The sequence below is a fragment of the Roseobacter sp. YIN89 genome (assembly GCF_057219365.1).
In genome coordinates, this window is the sequence record NZ_JBXVVD010000001.1 from 580795 (window position 1) to 601004 (window position 20210).

At 56.4% G+C, this 20210-nt stretch carries 16 protein-coding genes; 8 read left to right on the forward strand and 8 right to left on the reverse strand.

The genetic code is table 11. The features are described from left to right. Window positions 1-121: 121 nt before the first annotated feature. The 4 genes from AC2D8V_RS02930 to AC2D8V_RS02945 are packed head-to-tail and all read right to left on the reverse strand — an operon-like array spanning window position 122 to window position 5988. Window positions 122-1276, reverse strand: coding sequence for an ABC transporter permease (locus AC2D8V_RS02930; RefSeq protein ID WP_484732012.1), 1155 nt, complete (start codon window positions 1274-1276; stop codon window positions 122-124). After that, the gene (locus AC2D8V_RS02935; protein ID WP_484732013.1) at window positions 1273-2301 is read right to left on the reverse strand and encodes an ABC transporter permease; all 1029 of its coding nucleotides are present in this window, start codon (window positions 2299-2301) and stop codon (window positions 1273-1275) included. Before AC2D8V_RS02935 ends, AC2D8V_RS02930 begins: the two co-directional genes overlap by 4 nt. Next, window positions 2298-4223, reverse strand: coding sequence for an ABC transporter substrate-binding protein (locus AC2D8V_RS02940; RefSeq protein WP_484732014.1), 1926 nt, complete (start codon window positions 4221-4223; stop codon window positions 2298-2300). The genes AC2D8V_RS02935 and AC2D8V_RS02940 overlap by 4 nt, the downstream gene beginning before the upstream one ends. Beyond that, window positions 4216-5988, reverse strand: a complete 1773-nt coding sequence (locus AC2D8V_RS02945) for an ABC transporter ATP-binding protein (protein ID WP_484732015.1) — start codon at window positions 5986-5988, stop codon at window positions 4216-4218. Before AC2D8V_RS02945 ends, AC2D8V_RS02940 begins: the two co-directional genes overlap by 8 nt. 185 nt (window positions 5989-6173) lie before the next feature. Between AC2D8V_RS02945 and AC2D8V_RS02950 the strand changes: the two genes are divergently transcribed. From AC2D8V_RS02950 to AC2D8V_RS02975, 6 genes are all read left to right on the forward strand, one after another. Beyond that, on the forward strand, window positions 6174-6662 hold the full coding sequence (locus tag AC2D8V_RS02950; RefSeq protein WP_484732016.1) for a class I SAM-dependent methyltransferase: 489 nt from the start codon (window positions 6174-6176) through the stop codon (window positions 6660-6662). 570 nt (window positions 6663-7232) lie between these two features. Then, window positions 7233-9320 (forward strand): 3-hydroxyacyl-CoA dehydrogenase NAD-binding domain-containing protein, encoded by a 2088-nt coding sequence (locus tag AC2D8V_RS02955; protein WP_484732017.1) that lies wholly within the window; start codon window positions 7233-7235, stop codon window positions 9318-9320. A 17-nt stretch (window positions 9321-9337) separates the two neighbouring features. Then, window positions 9338-10537, forward strand: a complete 1200-nt coding sequence (locus tag AC2D8V_RS02960; RefSeq protein ID WP_484732018.1) for an acyl-CoA dehydrogenase family protein — start codon at window positions 9338-9340, stop codon at window positions 10535-10537. Then, on the forward strand, window positions 10534-11658 hold the full coding sequence (locus AC2D8V_RS02965; protein ID WP_484732019.1) for an acyl-CoA dehydrogenase family protein: 1125 nt from the start codon (window positions 10534-10536) through the stop codon (window positions 11656-11658). The genes AC2D8V_RS02960 and AC2D8V_RS02965 overlap by 4 nt, the downstream gene beginning before the upstream one ends. 4 nt (window positions 11659-11662) lie before the next feature. Beyond that, entirely contained in the window at window positions 11663-12064 is a 402-nt protein-coding gene (locus AC2D8V_RS02970; protein WP_484732020.1) for a PaaI family thioesterase, read from the forward strand. Beyond that, window positions 12061-13554 (forward strand): class I adenylate-forming enzyme family protein, encoded by a 1494-nt coding sequence (locus tag AC2D8V_RS02975; RefSeq protein ID WP_484732021.1) that lies wholly within the window; start codon window positions 12061-12063, stop codon window positions 13552-13554. Before AC2D8V_RS02970 ends, AC2D8V_RS02975 begins: the two co-directional genes overlap by 4 nt. Window positions 13555-13559: 5 nt before the next feature. Here AC2D8V_RS02975 and rpe read toward each other — a convergent pair whose 3' ends face one another. After that, a complete protein-coding gene (gene rpe / locus AC2D8V_RS02980; protein WP_484732022.1) occupies window positions 13560-14252 on the reverse strand; it encodes a ribulose-phosphate 3-epimerase in 693 nt (230 codons plus the stop codon). 80 nt (window positions 14253-14332) lie between these two features. Beyond that, on the reverse strand, window positions 14333-15673 hold the full coding sequence (locus tag AC2D8V_RS02985; RefSeq protein ID WP_484732023.1) for an MmgE/PrpD family protein: 1341 nt from the start codon (window positions 15671-15673) through the stop codon (window positions 14333-14335). 176 nt (window positions 15674-15849) lie between these two features. Here AC2D8V_RS02985 and AC2D8V_RS02990 point away from each other — a divergent pair, with 176 nt between their 5' ends. Further along, on the forward strand, window positions 15850-16386 hold the full coding sequence (locus AC2D8V_RS02990; RefSeq protein ID WP_484732024.1) for a peroxiredoxin-like family protein: 537 nt from the start codon (window positions 15850-15852) through the stop codon (window positions 16384-16386). 9 nt (window positions 16387-16395) lie between these two features. Here the strand turns inward: AC2D8V_RS02990 and AC2D8V_RS02995 are convergent, their stop codons facing one another. Then, entirely contained in the window at window positions 16396-18090 is a 1695-nt protein-coding gene (locus AC2D8V_RS02995; protein WP_484732025.1) for an AMP-binding protein, read from the reverse strand. Between the two features lie 127 nt (window positions 18091-18217). Between AC2D8V_RS02995 and AC2D8V_RS03000 the strand changes: the two genes are divergently transcribed. Further along, complete coding sequence (locus tag AC2D8V_RS03000; RefSeq protein ID WP_484732026.1) at window positions 18218-19363, forward strand: iron-containing alcohol dehydrogenase; 1146 nt, start codon at window positions 18218-18220, stop codon at window positions 19361-19363. Between the two features lie 6 nt (window positions 19364-19369). On the opposite strand, the gene AC2D8V_RS03005 is transcribed toward AC2D8V_RS03000, so the two are convergent. Next, entirely contained in the window at window positions 19370-20119 is a 750-nt protein-coding gene (locus AC2D8V_RS03005; protein WP_484732027.1) for a sulfite exporter TauE/SafE family protein, read from the reverse strand. Between the last annotated feature and the right edge of the window lie 91 nt (window positions 20120-20210).

Genomic DNA, 20210 nt, shown 5'->3' on the forward strand with positions numbered 1-20210 from the left:
CATAGCGGTCCAGCAAATATGTTTCATAGAATCCTCAAAGCCAAATTGTTTTGCTGGGACATAGCAGACAAAAGAGGCAAGTTTGGGGCAGTCCTGAAACAGGTCAAGTCGCGGTTAAGGCTCAGCCCTTGTAAGGGTCGAGCGACGCGCGGAGCCCATCCCCGAGGAAGTTGAACGCCAGCACCACGAATATGATGGGTAACATCGGAATCGCCGTCCACGGATAGATTTCGATCGATGCGAGGTTTTGTGCGTCATTCAGCATCACACCCCAACTGACGGCAGGGGCACGCAAGCCAAGCCCAAGAAAGCTGAGAGCCGTCTCACCGAGAATCATCGCCGGAATCGACAGCGTTGCCGAGGCAATCAGGTGCGACATGAAATTGGGCAGCAGGTGTCGGCGAATAACCCTGCCAGGTTTTGCGCCCATCATTTCGGCGGCGCGTACATATTCTTCTTCTCGCAAGGAGAGGAACTTGCTTCGCACAGCACGCGCAAGGCCGGGCCAATCAAGGATGCCCAGAATGATTGAGATAATGAAAAATACAGAGACAGGCGACCAGTTCGAGGGCACCGCCGCAGAAAGCGCAAGCCAAAGTGGGAGTTCCGGTAACGAGCGCAGGATTTCAATGACCCGGTTGATGATCCAATCCGTGCGTCCGCCAAAATACCCGGCGATAGAGCCAAAGAAGATGCCAAGTACAAAAGAAACGGTGATGCCGATCAAACCCACGGTCAAAGATAACTGTGCGCCGTACAAAATGCGGCTGAACACGTCGCGTCCTAATCGGTCTGATCCCCACAGAAACACTGTTGCGCCATCCGGGGCGCAGAAGAAGTGGGTGTTTGACCGCACCAGCCCAAACAGCTTGTATGTTTCGCCTTCGCAGAAATACTCCAGCCGCATCGGGGTCGAGGTGTCCGTTTCGTATGTCCACCTGTAGTTTTCCAAATCAGCGGTTGCTGTGATCGGATACACATAAGGGCCAACAAAGCGGCCCTCGTGCCACAGGTTGATCGACTGCGGCGGCGCGTAAAGATAATCGGCACTACGCTCGTTCGGCGTGTACGGGGCGATGAAGCCGGCGATCGGCAACATCAGGTAACAGGTCAACAGAAAGATGCCCGAGATAAGACCAAGCTTGTGACGCTTGAACTTTCGCCAGACCAGCACCCAGTTCGGCGCATCCATATCCGACCGTTCCAGAGCACTGAGGTCCACGTCATCGGAATAAGGGGCGTCGTCGATGTAACGACCGTCTGGCAGTTGTGTCATGATCCACGCGCTCCGTATCTGATCCGGGGATCAAGCAGTACAAGCAACAGGTCAGATATCATTGTGCCTATCAGCGTCAGCAATGCCACGAACATCAATACGAAACCCGCAAGGAATTGATCCTGCGACTTCAGCGCGGTCAAAAGAGAGGGCCCAATCGTCTGGAGGCCGAGTACGACGGACACCAGAACCGACCCGGAAACCATTGCGGGCAGCAGGTTCCCAATGTCTGCAACAAAGGGATTGAAGGCCATGCGCAGCGGGTATTTCGCCAACAGTTTTGAAGGTGCGAGCCCTTTGGCTTTGGCCGTTTCCACATAGGGTTTGCTCAATTCGTCAAGCATGTTTGCACGCAATCGCTGCATCATTGCCGCCGCGCCGGATGTCCCGATGACAAATGTCGGCACGATCAAATGAAGTAGAACAGATTTCACCTTGTCCCACGACATCGGCTCGCCTTCGAACTCAGGTGCCATCAGCCCCCCGATAGGAAGATCGAAATACTTGTTGCCGTAGTAGAAAAGCATCAGCGCCAGCAGGAAGTTTGGTGTGGCTAGCCCCAGATAACCAACGAAGGCGGCCGTGTAATCAACCCAGGTTTCAGACTTGGCCGCAGCAATTACTCCGAGCGGCAGCGCGACCATATATACGAAGAGTACGGCGGCCAGATTGACCAAAACCGTCAACCACAGCGCGTCACCGACGATCTCACTCACAGGGCGGTCAAATTCGAACGACCAGCCAAAGTTACCTTGAATAAGGCCATACCAACCTTGCGGACCCGGCGCAAAGCCGACCCAGATCAGGTACTGTTCCCATATTGGTCGATCCAGTGCGTATTCTGTCCGCAGGAATTCTGCCTTTGCGACACCTTCCGCCTGCCCGGTTGCGCGAAGCTCGGCAATCTGGTTGGACAGATAATCACCGGGGGGCAGGTTTATGATCACAAAGATTAGGATCGACACCACCCAAAGGGTGATCAGCATCGTAAAGAACCGATAGATGGCGTAGCGGATGAACATCATTGTGAAAGCTGCTGGAACGGTTCTTCGTAATAAAATTCATCAACGCGGTGAATACCGAAATGTGCGCCAGGATCCCAAGCCCACTTGCCGGTTTTAGGTACGTTTCGCAGCATATTGGAGACCACAACAGGCTGCGGTGCTTCTGCAAGAATACCGATGCCGTATTGCTGTTCGGCATGGATTGTCAGCATTTCGTTCCAAATGGCTTCTCGTTCCGACGGATCGCGGGACTGCATCCACTGGTGATTCAGTTCCATCAACCGTTTCGGTTCAGGCATGTCTGGTGCTTCGCCAACCTGTCCTTTGGTCTGGTAGTACTGGCCCCACTTAGGCCAAGCAAAGAATTCCTGATGCGTGGGCGCCAGGTACTCAGGAGGGGTGTCATGCTGCGGAAGGCCATTATCCCACCCGTACCAGACAGCCGCCATAGACAGGCCGGAATAGACACGGTTGCGCAGGATATCACGGTCGAGCGGGCGCATGATCAGCTTGATCCCGACTTCGCGCCAGGTATCGGTGACGATTGCGAGAGCATTCTCAACTTCCTGACGCTCGCCTGCCGTTTCGATGATAAACTCCATCGGGCGACCATCGGGCAGTTTGCGAATGCCGTCTGGCGTGCGCTCGGTCAGACCCATCTCGTCCAGCAGTGCGTTGGCCTTGGCGGGGTAGTAGACCGACCACTTGAACAGATTGGCGGTGTCATAGAAGGGGCTGCGTGACAGCGCGGTCATCCCGCCTTCTTTCGCCAGTCCAAAGTACAAGGCGCGGTTGATCATTCGACGGTCAATGGCCATCGACAGGGCGCGCCGGAACCGGACGTCACGGATCACCTCACGCCAGACTGGATCAGCGAAGTTCAGATTGGGGTAAATCGCGATCTGGTTCGCAGCGCCGTTCGCCCACAAGAGCGTATCGTAACCCGCGCCATCAACCTCGCCTTTCTTGAGGATAGAAACATCGGGAAAATCAAGACCGCGCGCCTGCAGATCGACCTCGCCCGCGTTTGCCTTGGCAGCAATCAAGCCGCCGCCAACGATCGTCATCTGCACCACATCGATGTACGGCAATTGCACACCGCGAGCGTCCACACGGTGATAGTATGGATTGCGAACAAACAGTTTCCGGCTCGATTCCGCTTTGGACGCATTCATCCACGGTTGCAGCGTTGGCAGGTCCGGATTGTCGAACTTGTACATGTTGTCCTTGCCGTTGTGCAGCGCGGCCCATGTACGAACACGTGCCTTTTTGATGGCGCGGCGCAGGGTTTTGGCGTCGTTGAATTCGGCGTGGAACTGTTTGAGATAATGCGCAGGGCGGTAAATGTAGAATGGGCTCGCCTGTGCCAGAAGCTGAAGAAATTGCGGATTGGGCTTGGGCCATTCGATCACGACCGTGTACTCGTCGGGAAAACGCATTTCCGCCAGTACATCGTCAACAAACAGATTTCTCGGAGGTCCTGCCGGGCTTAGCTCGTCGTTTTGGGCAACGTATTTCCAATAGTACTCAAAGTCGGCCGACGTAAAAGGATGGCCGTCTGACCACTTGTGACCGCGCCGCAGATGTAGTGTGAATTTACGGCCCTCTTCGACTTCGATATCGCGTAAAATATCGGGATAAAGCTCGTAATCTTCGTCGTACCCCACCAGCCGGGCATAGCCATAAACAACCATCTGACGGACGTCTTTGGATCGCGAGACAAGCGTGCGTAGCGTGCCACCTTGCGTGCCGTAGGTGCGTCCCTTTTCAGTCAGGTTAACCACAAGCGCATCTTGAGGAAGCCGCTCTTCAACCGGCGGCAAATTGCCGTTCGAGACTTCCTGTGCCCAAAAGCTGCTTTCTTCAAGGCTGGCGGGCCGTTCAGCAGCAACTGGCAAACAGAATGCAAAGGTCAGAAGAAGGGCAAAAATCGATCTAAACATGACACCTTACCTTGTGGCCGGGCGCGCGCTCAGTCAATGCCGGAGCGTCGACGCCTTCAAAACGAAATTCTTCGGGCCAACTGGATGGCGAGCCGGCTCCTTTAGAGACGAGAGTCAAATCAATTGGTCTGTTTACGTCAGGTTCTGGCTGAGCGGCAATGAGGGCGCGCGTGTAAGGATGCAATGGTTCATAGAACAGCGCGTCCGGTGCCGCCTGTTCGACAACCACACCTTGGCGCATAACAGCGACCTCGTCGGCAATGCGCGCAACAACGGCCAGATCGTGGCTGATAAACAGATAGCTCAGGCCCATGCCATCGCGAATTTCTTCGAGTAAGCTAAGTATCTGCTCTTGCACTGACACATCAAGCGCAGAGGTGGGTTCGTCACACACCAAAAGTTGCGGATCAAGCGTGAGCGCGCGAGCGATCGACAATCGCTGGCGTTGACCGCCGGAGAAAGCGTGCGGGTAGCGCGACAGCATGGAGGGATCGAGACCGACCCATCGCAGCATCTCCGTCGCTTTCTCGCGCTGTTCTGCGCGGGTGCCCAGATTGTGGATTTCCAGCGGTTCGGTCAGGGCCTGTCCAATTCGCATTCGGGGCGACAAGGAAGAATAAGGATCCTGAAAAACCATCTGTGCCTGGCGCTGGAAAGCAATGCGTTCGCCCGGGGTCATTCTGTTGACCAATAGCGGCTCACTATCCTTTGTGGCGCGAAACAGGACTTCGCTGCCCTCATCGGGTATTTCAGCACCCAAGGCGATACGCGCACAAGTCGTTTTGCCCGACCCGCTTTCGCCGACTACAGCCAGCGTCTTGCCGCGTTCAAGTTGCAAATTGACTTCGTGACAGGCGGTGACTTTAACCGGCTGACGCCAGCCACCTGCACGCATTGTAAAGGTCTTTGATACGTTCTTGAGATCAAGAATGATGTCATCACCTTTCTCGGTGCGCGCTGGCGCGGCCACCTCAGGGATCATCGGCGCGGCCGCGAAAAGCTTTTTGGTATAGCCATGAGCCGGATCGCCCAGAACCACAGGCGCCGGGCCGCTTTCCATGACGCGGCCCTTGTTCATGACGACAACGCTTTCTGCCATATTCGCCACGACGCCCAGATCATGCGTGACCAGAATAACGGCCATGCCGATATCACGCTGCAGATCCTTGATCAGGCCCAGTACCTGCGCCTGCGTGGTTACGTCCAATGCGGTCGTCGGTTCGTCTGCAATGAGCAGATCAGGTTTCGCCACCATCGCCATTGCGATCATCGCACGCTGCCGCATACCGCCCGACATCTCGAACGGGTAAGCGCGCCAGACGCGCACCGGATCGGGAAATCCGACGCGCTCAAAGGTGTCAAGAACCGCTTTCTTGGCCTCGGCCGAGCTCATGTCGCGGTGCAGTTTCAGCACCTCGGACACTTGGTCTCCTAGTCTGTGCAGCGGTGACAGCGATCTCATCGGTTCCTGAAAGATCATGGAGACTTCGTCACCGCGAATACCGCGCATGGACCGTTCGGGGATTTCCAGCAAATTGATCGGCGGCTTGTCATTCAACGAAAGCAGTATCTCGCCCGACCGGATTTGCGCTGTCTCTGGTAAGATTCGCAAAACTGACCGGCATGTGATCGTTTTGCCTGACCCGCTTTCGCCCACCAGTGCCAACGTCTCGCCGGGCATGACACGAAAGTTCACGCCCCGCACCACAGGCTCAGCCGAGCCAAAGCCAATGCTTAAATCTCTGACCTCAAGCAGCGGTGTCATCGCGCGCGCATCGATTCCTTACTAGTCCCAACCCATCGGACCACCAAAAAGCGGTCACGGTAGCATTCGTAGTGAACGCGATTTCTGCGCCGCCGTCCAGCACTGGGGCACAAGATTGTTATGGGGGTACCATCTTTCGCCGTAAAAGGGCATCAGTTTTGCAAACAGAGTAAGAGGAATGTTTCATGAGCCGACTGGATCTTTTCATCGACCGTATGGTGTCGCAGCGTGCATGCCTGAATCATGCTGCCGCGTTGACCTCCGATCTGGATGGCCCGGTTTTCGAGTTGGGATTGGGCAACGGCCGTACCTACCACCACATGTGCCAGATCATGGACCCGCGCGACATTTGGGTCTTTGAAAGGGCAATTGCTTCGCACCCCGACAGCACGCCGCCCGAAAACCGCGTCTTCTTGGGGGATGTGTTTGATACTTTGACTTTAGCATTCGAAAAATTTGGTAGAACGGCGCGGTTGATTCATGCTGACCTTGGCGGTCACAACGCCGAAAAAAATGTAACATTCGCGCGCGAGGTTTCGCCCGTTATAGAGCCGTTGCTCGCGCCCGGTGGCCTGATGGTTTCGAGTGACCGGATGTTCTTTGCCAACCTTGAAGAAGTCGCTCTGCCCGAGGATGCAGTTCCCGGCCGCTGTTTCATTTATCGAGCAAGCTAATCAAAAATCGACCTCAAAAAGGTTGAAATCCTAGCACATGGTTGCGGAGCGCGCCTGATCGCCGAAACCTGCAATGTCCCGACCGACCTGAATGCTGTCCGCAATGAGATACCTAACGCACCATCACCGCAACGGGAAATCATGCTTAAGGCCAGCAGCAATAGCGATGGGTACGGTCGCGAGAGTGCCTAAACCTTACTTAAATTGCATGGACGATGACATGTAGGATCGATCTGATAAAGCCGGATGTCTGGGGCTTGTTCACACGACCTTTGGCGTCAAGATGCTGATGATCAGGACATGGCACCCAGCTCAAGGCGCCGCGGTCAACCACAGCGCCGGGAGCGGCCCGGTTTTCTGAGGCGGTGTTTCCTACTATTCGGAGCCTGTTGCAGGACTTGTTGGCTTTTCCTGCGGGAACACCCCTGATAGGTTGATCGTAGAAAGAATAACTACTGAAATCGGGCCCAAGCTGCGCGACTTGATAAGGTCGCAGAAAAAACAGACGGGTCAGTTGGCTGCTTTGACGCGACGAGGCTGACACCCTATCGCGGCGCCCGGGGAGGGGAAATGTCTGACAAAGTCGCCTATGAGCGTCACGGTGCCGTCGCCGTCATCCGGATCGAGAATCCACCAGTAAACGCGTTGAGCCAGCCAGTTCGTGCCGGGCTTTTGGCGCGCGTCGTTGAGGCTGAAAACGATACCGGCGTCCGCGCTGTCGTGATCGTCGGGGCAGGGCGCGCTTTCATTGCGGGCGCTGACATCAAAGAGTTCGGCAAAACGCCGATGGAGCCGCATCTTCCGGATGTGTGCAATCGTATCGAAGCATCCCCGCTCATGGTCATCGCTTCCATGCACGGGGTCAGCCTTGGCGGTGGTCTCGAAGTGGCGCTTTCCACCCATTACCGCATAGCACAGCCTGATGCCCGCGTTGGGCTGCCCGAAGTGCACCTCGGCCTTATTCCGGGTGCTGGCGGCACCCAGCGATTACCACGCCTGACAGGTGCGAGCTCTGCGATAGATGCAATCACCTCGGGTCGTCACATTACGGCACCTGAAGCGCTGGACATGGGGATCATTGACGAGGTCGAAGATGGTGACCCGCAATCTGTCGGATTGGCCTATGCCGCCAGATTGCTAAGCGATGGCGCCAAGCGTCGGGCCGTAAGCGAATTGCCCGGACCTGCTCCTTTGAAATGGGATGAAGTTTACGCGCAGACGCTTAAAAAGGGTCGTGGTCAAATCTCTCCGGCGCAGGCAGTTCGTGCAGTGCAAGCCAGTTCGGAATTGCCTTTTGCCGAGGGGTTGCGTGCCGAGCGCGCGATGTTCTGGCAGTTGATGGAAACCGATCAGCGGCAGGGCATGATCCACAGCTTTTTTTCCGAACGTGCGGTCAGCAATTTGCCCGAACTGAAAGATGTGGCCCCGCGAGACGTCACTCATGCTGGTGTGGTTGGCGGCGGTACGATGGGCGCTGGAATTGCCGCATCTCTGCTCTTGGCGGGCCTACGCGTCACGCTAATCGAACAAAATGAAGACGCCTGCTCTGCCGCTTGTGAGCGCGTGAGTGCGGCTCTCTCCGGTGCTCTCAGACGCAGAAAAATCACGCAAGGCCTGTTCGACAACATGATGTCCGAGGCATTTGCCGTACACACCAAATACGACGCTCTGGGCAGCGTTGATATTGTGATCGAAGCGGTTTTCGAAGACATGGAGATCAAAAAGACGGTGTTTGCTGAACTGGACGCAAAGTGCAAACCCGAAGCGATCCTTGCGACAAATACATCCTATCTGGATATCAACGAAATTGCCGCCTCAACCAGCCGCCCTTCTCAAATTCTGGGCCTTCATTTCTTTTCGCCGGCGCATGTCATGAAATTGTTGGAAGTCGTTGTGCCGGACGCTGCCGCACTGGATGTGGTGGCGACCGGTTTTGCTCTTGGCAAGCGTCTGGGGAAAGTTGCTGTTCGGACCGGAGTTTGTGACGGCTTTATCGGCAACCGGATATTGAACGCATATCGAACAGCCGCAGACCACATGATTCTGGACGGGGCATCGCCCTTTGAAATTGACGCGGTTATCACCTCGTTTGGCTTTCCCATGGGGCCCTACGCGGTTGCCGATCTTGCGGGCCTCGATATTGGCTGGGCCATGCGTAAAAGGCGGGCGCCGACGCGCGACCCGCGCGAGCGGATTGGAAGGTATCCTGACAAACTCTGCGAAGCTGGCCACTTCGGGCAAAAGACCGGCAAGGGGTTTTATGTTTACCAAAAAGGGCAACGTACTGGTAAGCCCAACGAACAGTTGCTGGATATGATTGAAGATGAGCGCGCCGCGCGCGGCATCTCTGCGCGCAGGTTTAGCGACGATGAAATTCTGCGCCGCTACTTGTGTGCAATGGTCAACGAGGCAGCCAAGATTCTGCAAGAAGGGATCGCCCAAAGACCGCGTGATATCGATATGGTACTTGTCTTTGGCTACGGCTTTCCGCGTTTCTGGGGTGGGCCTATGAAATGGGCCGATCTGACGGGATTGGACACGGTTTTGCGTGACATCGAGGAATTTGCGAAATCTGATGACTTCTTCTGGGCTCCGGCGCCGTTATTGCGCGAGTTGGTTGCAAATGGACGATCCTTCGATGATCTGAACAAGTCGTAACAGTGCACGGGTGACACATGGATTTGACGTTTTCGCCAGAGGATGAAGCATTCCGCCGCGATGTACGCAATTTTCTTGCCGAAAAGCTTCCTGCAGACTTGGCAGCCAAGGTGCGCGACAGGCGTTCACTGGCCAAGTCTGACTACGAAACCTGGCATGCGATCCTGAACGAAAGAGGCTGGCTTGCGGGCAACTGGCCTGTCGAATTTGGTGGTGCTGCATGGACTGCCATGCAACGGCACATCTTTGAGGAAGAGGCCGCACTGGCGCACGCACCCCGTATCGTTCCCTTTGGGCTGACGATGCTTGGCCCTGTTTTACAGCGTTTCGGGTCACCCGCACAGCAGTCGTATTGGCTGCCTCGGATTCTGTCCGGCGATGATTGGTGGTGTCAGGGCTATTCCGAGCCGGGTGCAGGGTCGGACCTTGCTTCACTCAAAACACGGGCTGATCGGAATGGCGACCACTATGTCGTAAATGGCCAAAAGACATGGACGACCTTAGGGCAGCACGCAAACATGATTTTCTGTCTCGTGCGCACTGATCATTCGGTCAAGCCACAAGAAGGCATTTCCTTTTTGTTGATTGACATGAACTCACCCGGTGTCGAGGTGCGGCCCATCGTGCTGCTGGATGGCACGGCCGAGGTAAATGAGGTGTGGTTTACCGATGTCAAAGTGCCGGTTGAAAATCTTGTCGGCGCCGAAAACGAAGGATGGACCTATGCAAAATACCTGCTGACGCACGAACGCACAAATATCGCGGGTGTCGGGTTTGCAAAGGCTGGGCTCTTGGCCGTCAAAGGAATCGCCGCACGTGCGAGCCATAGGGGTAAACCGCTTTCACAAAATCCGCATTTCGCAGCACGCATCGCCAGGGCAGAGATTGAATTGATGGCGCTGGAAACCACGAACCTGAGAGTGCTGTCGCGCACGGCTGCGGGGGCGGCGCCGGGCGTAGAAAGTTCGATGCTGAAGGTCAAAGGAACAGTGCTGCGCCAAGAGATCAACGATCTGGCGCGGCGCGCGGCGGGCCCGCATGCGCTGCCTTTCGCTTCTGAGTTGCTTGATGGCGCAAATCATGCGCCACCTGATCCAACAGGGGCAGGCCCGGTGGCGGCGGATTATTTCAATATGCGGAAAACCTCGATCTATGGCGGAAGCAATGAAATCCAGCGGCAGATTATTGCAAAATCCTACCTATCGGGCACCTCATGAACTTTGAATTGGGCGAGGATCAAAAGCTATTTGAGAATAGCCTTTCCCGGTTTCTGGAGGATCGCGCTCCTGCTGCGACACCTGAGGCAAACGCGGGTGATGCGGCCCAATTTTGGCGTGAGCTCTGTGAGATCGGGGTTCTGGGGGCGCTCCTTGACGAAGAGCAGGGGGGTTTTGGCGGTCATAGCAGTTATCTGATCGTGATTTTCGAAGCTTTAGGGCGTGCGGGCGTCGTGGCGCCGGTGCTCGAGCATGGGCTCGTGGCGGTGCGTCTGCTGGCGAACCTTGGCAGCACAGCGCAACACGATGTACTTTCGCAGGCCATCGCGGGGGAGACCCGAGTTGCTTTTGTGCATGACGAGCCGGACAGCCGTTACGATCCGTTGCATGTCACACTTCGTTCCAATGGCGGTGTTGACGGCAACACGTACATCACGGGCCGCAAGTCGCTGGTAATTGATGCCAAGGAAGCAAACTGGTTGATTGTATCGGTCCGAGACGAAGGACACGCGGATGCTCGTGAAGGCTTGTCGCTTTATTTGGTTCCCGCCTATGCGCCGGGTGTTGAAATCCGCCAATATGAGACCATCTCCGGCGGCACCGCAGCAGAAATCAACTTTGACAGGGTGGCGGTCTCAGAAGAACACCTGCTCGGTGCCGCGGGCTCTGCAGGTGCCGCGATCGAAGCCGTGATCGCTGCTGCGATTGCGGCACAGTGTGCCCAAACGTTAGGTGCAATGGAAACCGCCATGGAAATGACTGCGGAGTATCTAAAAACGCGAAAGCAATTTGGCAGGCCACTTGCCACGTTTCAGGTGCTGGCGCATCGTTACGCCGATCTGCTGATCGAAATGGAGCAAGCCCGGTCTGCAGTAATCAACGCTGTAGGTCATCTGGATGCGAATGAAACAATGCGCGACCGACATGTTTCGGCTGCAAAAAACCTGATCGGAAGGATTGGCCGCCAAGTCGCGGAAGAATGCATTCAGATGCACGGCGGCATCGCAATGACGCAGGAATATGCGCTGTCGTCATATGCCAAACAGATCGTGATGGCCGACCATCGATACGGAGACTGCGATTACCATCTGGAGCGATTCATTGACCTTACCGCAGAATGAAAAAGTGATCCTGAACGAAACCGGCACCCAAAAGCTGGTGGGCTACGTGATCGACGTCTCTGCGGGTGATGGGGTGGCAAAGTGTTGGCTTGATATCGGACCGCAGCATCTTAACCGGCATCACGTCTTGCACGGAGGGGTCGCAACGATGCTGCTCGACAGCGCCTCGGGTGCTGCCGCATCTCTGACCATCGATGAAAAGGGTCGTGCTCCGTTCCTCACGGTGTCTTTGACCACTCAATTCGTCGCACCAGCGCGTGGCGGTCGCGTGACAGCGTCGGCACATGTAACCGGAGGTGGGCGCAGTCTGCTCTATATCTCTGCGCGGTTGGAGACAGAGGCAGGGGATCTGATAGCAAACTCCACCGGGGTTTTTAAAAGAGTACCGCAAGAGAGGGTAAAGTGAGCGAAACGGTCCAGGACTTTGTTGTGCGCCAGACCCTAGAGCGTCCGGATGCTGCAGCGATGTCCGACGAAACCGGTGTGAGCCTGACATGGGCCGGCGTCGCGCAGGCCATCAACGACCTTGCAGCAAATCTCAAATCGGCCCACGTGCGGCCGGGGGATCGCGTCATGATCCTCTGCGAGAATAGCGTCGCGGCTGTCGTCGCGCTTTTTGCGACGTGGACATGTGGCGCCGTGGCGGTGCCAGTCAATGCGCGGCAGAGCGAACATGAAGTCAACCGTGTGCTGACCCACGTATCACCGCGTGTTTTGTTGTTGACCACCGAAGTTTCCGTCGACGCAAAAGAGCATGCACGTCGCTACAAGGCCGCCCCGGTGACCGGAGGTTTCGGCACTCTGCATATGGCACTGCCATATGAGTCAAATCCCGATGCGCTCGATGGATGCGCGGTCATGTTATTCACCACAGGCACGACCGGTACACCCAAGGGCGTAATGCTCAGCCACGCAAACCTTTGCTTTGGCGGGCAGGCCTCCGCCTCGCTGCGCGAGATGACCGCTGCTGACGTGATCTATGGCGTTTTGCCGATCAGCCATGTTTTTGGCCTCGCCTCCATCGTTGTGGCTGCGGCGTCCACAGGAGCAAACATCAAGTTTGCGGCAAGGTTTTCTGAAAAGGCTCTGTTCGAGGCGCTCGGAGAAGGGATCACGTTGTTTTCCGGTGTTCCCCAGATGCACGCGTTACTAATGCACTATGCGCAACAGAACGGTTTGAAGGATCTGTGCTCTTCAGGGCTTCGCTATGTATCTTCGGGCGCGGCCCCGCTTGATCCGGCTTGGAAACGTCAGGCCGAAGCTTTTTACGGTCTGCCGCTGCAGAACGGATACGGCATGACAGAAACAACTGCCGGCGTCACAATCACCAAAAACGAAATCGGCACCAAGGACATATCAGCGGGTCCGCCGCTGCCGGGTGTCGAGATTGCGATCAAGAATGCCGATGCAGATGATGGCGTCGGTGAGGTCCTGACAAGAGGGGCGCATGTGATGATGGGGTATTACAAAAACCCCAATGACACGAAGGCGGTACTGGATGACGAGGGGTGGATGCACACTGGCGATCTGGGGCGGATCGATACCAACGGGTGCTTGCATATTGTCGGCCGCGCAAAGGAGTTGATTATTCGTGGCGGTTTCAACGTGTACCCGCCTGAGGTCGAAGCCGCGATCAATGCGCACCCAGACGTGGTTCAATGCGCGGTGCTGGGCCGCCACCGTCACGGGGACGAAGACATTATCGCGTTCGTTCAGGTCGGGCAGGACAGTACGCTCGATCAGGAAGTGTTACACCACTTCCTCCGTCAGCGACTTGCCGGTTACAAACGACCCACACATGTTGTGTTGAGCGAAAAGCTACCTGCAGCCCCGACGGGCAAAGTGCTGCGGCATCGGCTCATGACGCATTTCGCAAACGAGCTCGACCGCCGATAGCTGTTTCAGACAGTTGTAGTTTGAACCGCGTCTCGGATCGCCTTGATGTTTGCGCCGTAAGGTGACGGATCAGATACCGACCCGCCTCTGAATACGGCTGACCCTGCAACCAGCACATCTGCGCCGGCCTTGGTTACAAGCGGCGCCGTCGATGGGTCGACCCCGCCATCAATTTCAATGTGGATCGGGCGGTCTCCGATCATGGCGCGCAACTGGCGCACCTTTTCAACCTGGCTGTGAATGAACTTCTGCCCGCCAAATCCGGGGTTGACCGTCATTACACAAACGAGATCCACCATATCGAGCAGATACTCAACCGCGCTTGCCGGTGTGCCGGGATTTAACGCAACGCCAGCCTTCGCCCCAGCGCCTCGGATCGCCTGAAGGGTACGGTGGATGTGCGGGCCCGCTTCGACGTGCGCGGTGATGACATCTGCGCCTGCATTGGCAAATGCATCTATGTAGGCATCGACGGGAGAGATCATCAGGTGCACGTCCATCACGCCCTTGATGTGCGGACGGATCGCTGCACAGGTCGATGGACCAAATGTAATGTTCGGTACAAAGTGGCCATCCATCACGTCCACATGCACCCAGTCCGCGCCTTGTGCCTCCACAGCTTCACACTCTGCGCCAAAGTTGGCGAAATCCGCCGAGAGGATGGAAGGTGCAATCTTCAATGAGCGGTCAAATGCCATGGGGGGACGCCTTTTGTGCGGTGGAAACCATGCGCTCGCTATATCCGGCGCGGAACGATCAGGGCAAGGGGTGTTACGTGCTATTGTGGTGCTGGAAGGACCAAAGACAGCATATCGCGGAACATATGATCCGCAGTCAGCATCTTGTCCGTCATCTGCCAAAGTGCTTGAGACCGTACTTCGCCCAAAACCGGCGCGGCAAACAGTGAAAACTTCGAAGCGACCTCCTCGCGGCTCATAGGATCTTCAGGCCCCCCACGTGCGTCTTGGTCACCGCTGTCAATCACGCGCCCATCTCTCAGCTCTAGCGAAATGTCGGCAAAGCGGTGTTTGGGAAACCGTTCTGAATGGCGCGCCTCTTCGGTCACGTTGATCTTTTCCAGCATTTTGGCCACCCGGCTGTCAGTTAGGCCGGATCCTGATATCTGCTCTGGTCCGACGTGACCGTGAACGATCATGGCGGCCAAAGAAAAGCCCAGCGAATACTGAGCCTGACCAGTTGTTTCTGGTACGCCGGGATAGAGTGCCGCACTTTCCCGAAAGGTGTTCACCCGCAAAGCAGCGACCTGATCAGCTTTGACATCGTGTTCACGTATCAGCCGCTGAAGAGCGTCGAGCGGTGAATGGGCCCAGCGGCAAACGGGATAGGGTTTGATGTAGTTTTTCTCGATGGTCCAGTCGGTTCCGAGTGTGGCCCAGATATCTGCGACACGGGGCTCCTCAACTGTTATTGCCGGAGCGCCCTGAAAACCGCGCATCGCAAGCAGTGCCGCCATTGACCCAGTGAGCGCCCCCATCCCTGACCCATCGTGCAGCATCGTGGGATTGGCAATTTCGCGCATCATTTGGCTTCGTGGCCCGTGATACTCGGCGATACCCAGGGCCTCACGCAATTGCGTCGCGGACGCGCCCAGCAACCGGCAGCCAATGGCAGCAACGGCCAATGCGTTCCACGCGCCGGATGTGTGGTAATCCGTCACCGTGCGGTGCAGCGCTATAGCAGCGCGTGCACCGACCTCGTAGGACATCACTAAGATGTCGAGAGCATCGCGCGAGCGTAAATCCGGGTGGTGTTCAGCGAAGGCGCAAAGCGCAGGTACAACAGCGCAGCCGATATGGCCCTTGGTCGGGTTGTAGCCATCGTGCGCGTCCAGATTGTCGATCTGCGTCGCTGCGGCGAATGCCGCCCCCGGAATAGAGACCCGCCTTCCGTCAAAAGGAAGTGCGGCCGAGAAGCGCGTTTCGCGTGCGCTGTGAAAATCCACGGCGAAGTCTCGGGCAATCCTTGCTGGTTCCAGATCGCGCGCGGCCGCAGCCACGCCCAGTGTGTCGATGAGCAACATCGCAGCCATTGCGCGCGCGCTTTCGGGAACTTGCGGGTTCTTTACGAACGCGGCGATCGGGGCAAATTCGTCTGACATCCGGCGATCCTTGGTTGTTTGGCGACATGTCCAGTGGAGGCGTTGCGGCTTCTGACATCTTGTCCGTTTGCGACACGTGCTCACAGCGCGAACACCCAGACGTGATACGTTCAGGCTGGTACTAAGCCGCGATCAGTGAAAAAGATTTCCCTAAATTCATCGAAAGGAATAACAAAATGTTGCTGCCACGCCAAAAAACTCCCGATCTGAGCGCGCCGACGCTTCAACATGGCGATTTTGATCTTGGGGCCGATGAGGCCAAAACCGGTACGGTAGTATGCTTTTATCGCGGGTTGCATTGCCCGCTATGTGCGACCTATCTCAAAGAGCTTGAACGGCTGACGCCCGCATTCGCGGAACGCGGTGTCAAGACCATCGCGATAAGTTCCGACGGAGAAGACCGGACCAGTCAAATGGCTGAAAAGATCGGCGCTGATACTTTACGGATGGGCTACGGTCTGAGCCTCAAAAAAGCGCGTGAATGGGGCCTGTATATTTCTACGTCGCGCGGGAAAACGTCGATTGGCATCGAAGAGCCTGCGCTTTTTTCCGAACCCGGTCTGTTCATGGTGACACCGCAACAGACGCTTTACTATGGGTCGGTTCAAACCATGCCGTTTGTGCGCCCGCACTTTTCGGAATTGATCGGTGCACTCGATTTTGCCATCGAAAACGACTACCCCGCACGTGGAGAATATACCGGCGATGTTTGAACGCTCCGGTTATTTGGCAAGATCGGCCAACATCTGATCGCGCATAACGAATTTTTGCGGCTTGCCGGTGACTGTCATCGGTAATTCGTCCTTAAATCGGACGTGCTCGGGCACTTTGAAATGGGCAATGTGTCGCCGGCAATAGTCCCGGATGTCGTCCTCTGTCGGCGTGCTACCGGCTTTTGCCACGATCCAGGCACAGACAGTTTCTCCAAGTCGATCGTCGGGAATACCAAAGACCTGTGCCTGCGCCACCTTTGGATGTGTGTACAAAAACTCTTCTATTTCTCGTGGATAGATGTTTTCGCCGCCGCGTAGGATCATGTCTTTTACGCGACCGGTGATCGCGCAATATCCTTGAGCGTCCATGACGGCTAAATCCCCGGTGTGCATCCAGCCGTCTGTGTCGATTGAAGCTGCGGTCTGATCGGGCGCCCCCCAATACCCTTGCATGACCGAATAACCGCGCGTCAGCAGCTCTCCTTGTGCGCCCGGAGCCACAGTCGCCCCTGCATCGTCTACGATCTTGACTTCCACATGCGGATGCACGCGCCCAACAGACGAAACTCTCTGCTCAAGCGGGTCATCCATATTGCTTTGGAAAGATACAGGCGAGGTTTCGGTCATGCCGTAGGCGATGGTCACCTGATGCATGTGCATTTTTGCCTGTACCTGACGCATGACCTCGATGGGGCAGGGCGCACCTGCCATGATCCCGGTGCGCAGGTTGCTGAGGTCGAATGTGTCAAAGTCCGGCAGGGCAAGCGCTGTTACAAACATTGTGGGAACGCCGTACAGCGCGGTGCATTTTTCATTCGACACTGCGCGCAGCGTGTCAGCTGCATCAAATCCTTCGCCGGGGACGACCATTGTCGCCCCTTTTGTTACGCAACCCAATGTCCCCATCACCATGCCGAAGCAATGGTAGAAGGGCACAGGAATGCACAGACGATCCTCATGGGTGAAATCCATCGTGGCCGTAACAAAATGCGCGTTGTTTACAATATTATGATGCGTCAGACAGGCGCCTTTGGGGCTGCCTGTCGTCCCTGACGTAAACTGAATGTTTATGGGGTCCTGCGGCGAAAGCCGGGACGAAATCTGATCTAGCGTGGCCCGATCACAGGGGCCGCCATCGGCACAGACCGCATCGAAGGCGTGCATGCCGCGGGGGACGTCGTCGCCCATCACGATGATGTGGCGCAGATCAGGCAGCCGCTCCAGTTGGAGTGGCCCGCCACCGGACGCTGCAATCTCGGGGGCCAGCGTTGCCAACATGCCGGTGTAGTCCGATCCCTTGAAGGCCCGCGCCGTCACCAAAGCGACACAACCTACGTTGTTTAGCGCATACTCCAACTCGGTGAGGCGATAGGCTGGATTGATGCACACAAGGATTGCGCCAATCCGTGCCGTCGCGAACTGCGTCAGCAGCCACTCCACGCGGTTCGGAGACCAGATACCGACCCTGTCGCCCTTGATGATCCCAAGGGCCAACAGCCCGGACGCGAGCCGGTCTACCTGCTGAGAGAATTCGCGATACGACCAGCGTATTCCCTGCTGCGGGAAAACCGCGGCTGGCTGATCGGGCATCTCGCTGACCGTCTGCGCCAGCAAATCGCTAATGGTAAGGTTCAAAAGCGGTGCATCCCTGTCGCCGATCACATGGCACTGGTTATTCCGGGGGATGCGACAGAGGTCTGTCATGGCAATTCTCCTGAAGGCACCTGTGCAGTATCAGTGCTGCTGGTTAATTCTGCAATGTGCTGCTCTTGGCATTGTCAGAGACGGCGCGTAAGGCTTGGCAATCGACACCCACCGCAAAGGCTGCGCCATGACACTGACTGCCAATTGGTCCTATCCCACCTCCATCCGCTTTGGCGCTGGGCGCATTTCCGAATTGGCGGAGGCTTGCAAGTTGGCCGGAATGGCGCGTCCGCTGCTCGTTACCGACAAGGGGCTTGCCGATTTACCGATGACCTCTGATGCTTTGGACCGGTTGCAAGAGGCGGGTCTTGGCCGTGCTGTGTTTTCGCAAGTAGACCCGAACCCCAACGAGATGAACGTGTCTGCTGGCGTGCAGGCATTTCGTGACGGAGGCCATGATGGCGTAGTTGGCTTCGGCGGCGGCTCTGGTCTCGATCTGGCTAAAGCGGTTGCCTTTATGGCCGGGCAAACCCGTCCGCTGTGGGATTTCGAAGATGTTGATGACTGGTGGACACGTGCCAATGCGGACACAATCGCACCGGTTGTCGCTGTCCCGACCACGGCGGGTACGGGGTCGGAAGTTGGACGCGCCAGCGTGATCACGAATTCGCAGACCCATGAGAAAAAGATTATCTTTCACCCAAAGATGCTGCCGGTGCAGGTAATCTGCGATCCGGAACTGACCGTTGGTATGCCACCTGCCATCACTGCTGGAACAGGAATGGACGCCTTTGCGCACTGTCTGGAGGCCTATTGTTCGCCGCACTATCACCCGATGAGCCAAGGCATCGCACTTGAGGGAATGAAACTGGTCAAAGATTTCCTTCCGCGTGCTTTTGAAGACGGCAATGATATCGAGGCACGAGCGCATATGATGTCTGCTGCCGCCATGGGGGCAACGGCTTTTCAGAAAGGGTTGGGTGCCATCCATGCGCTGTCTCACCCGATTGGCGCAGTACACAATACGCATCACGGCACCACCAACGCTGTCGTGATGCGCGAGGTGCTTCAATTCAACAAGCCGAAAGTTCGTCGTTCTCTTGCACGCGCAGCAAATTACCTCAGTATCTCCGGAGGGTTCGATGGCTTTTGCAACTACGTCGATACGCTGAATACACAGTTGGGCATCCCGGCGAACCTCACCGCGCTGGGGGTAAACGATCCTGACATTGATGCGTTGGTTGATGCGGCGCTGAAAGATCCCAGCTGCGGCGGCAACCCCGTGAAAATGACACGCAGCAACACGACCAAGCTTTTGCAAGCCTGCTTTTGATTTATTTCACGCGTACCAGATCGCCCGTCGCAACAGGTTAAGCCCCAGTACTGCAAAAAGTATCAAAATAGCGGTGCGAAAATTTTCTGGCGACATGCGTGCGCGAATTGCTTCACCTATGGAAAACCCCAGCAGCGTAGGGACGAGCATGGCCGCGGATACCCCGGCAAGCGTGCCATTCATGAATCCCAGGTTGATGTAGGCGACAACTAACGGGACCGAGCCGACCGTAATCATAAATCCGGTTGCGCGTACAAACTCGTCTTTGTCCACACCCTTGGCTGACAAATACATCGCCATTGGCGGCGCCCAAGCAGCGGTCATGCCTCCGATCACGCCGGCAAATGCGCCGAATCCGATTTGGGCAGCGTTGTCAAAACGGTCGCTGATCCGCGGCACAAGCTGGCGCCAACTCAACAGGACAAAGATCAGAACAACGATGCCAAGAGCAGCAAGCAGCAACTGGTCAGAGGCATCTCGCGTTGCATAAGCGGTGCTCCCCACGCCCAAAACGAGAATGACCGCAAAAAGACCGTAGCGTCGTGCAGTTCGGCCCAAATGGCCCGATCTTAGCAGTTGCCACAGGTTTGACCCCAGCATTGGAAACATGACCAGCGCGATGGCGACCCGTGGATCCAAAACGAGGGTCATCAATGCAATCGACGCGGTTGGCAGCCCGATCCCAGCGATCCCCTTGATAGTTCCTGCAACTAGAAATGCGGCGCCGGCGATAAGAAAGACAGTTGTCAGTTCCATGAAGCCCTTCCGGCACGACACCTTCTGATCCGGTCACACCCGCAAGTGATTACTGCCGTCTGGACAGACATGTTGCCCAGTCTGCCGGATG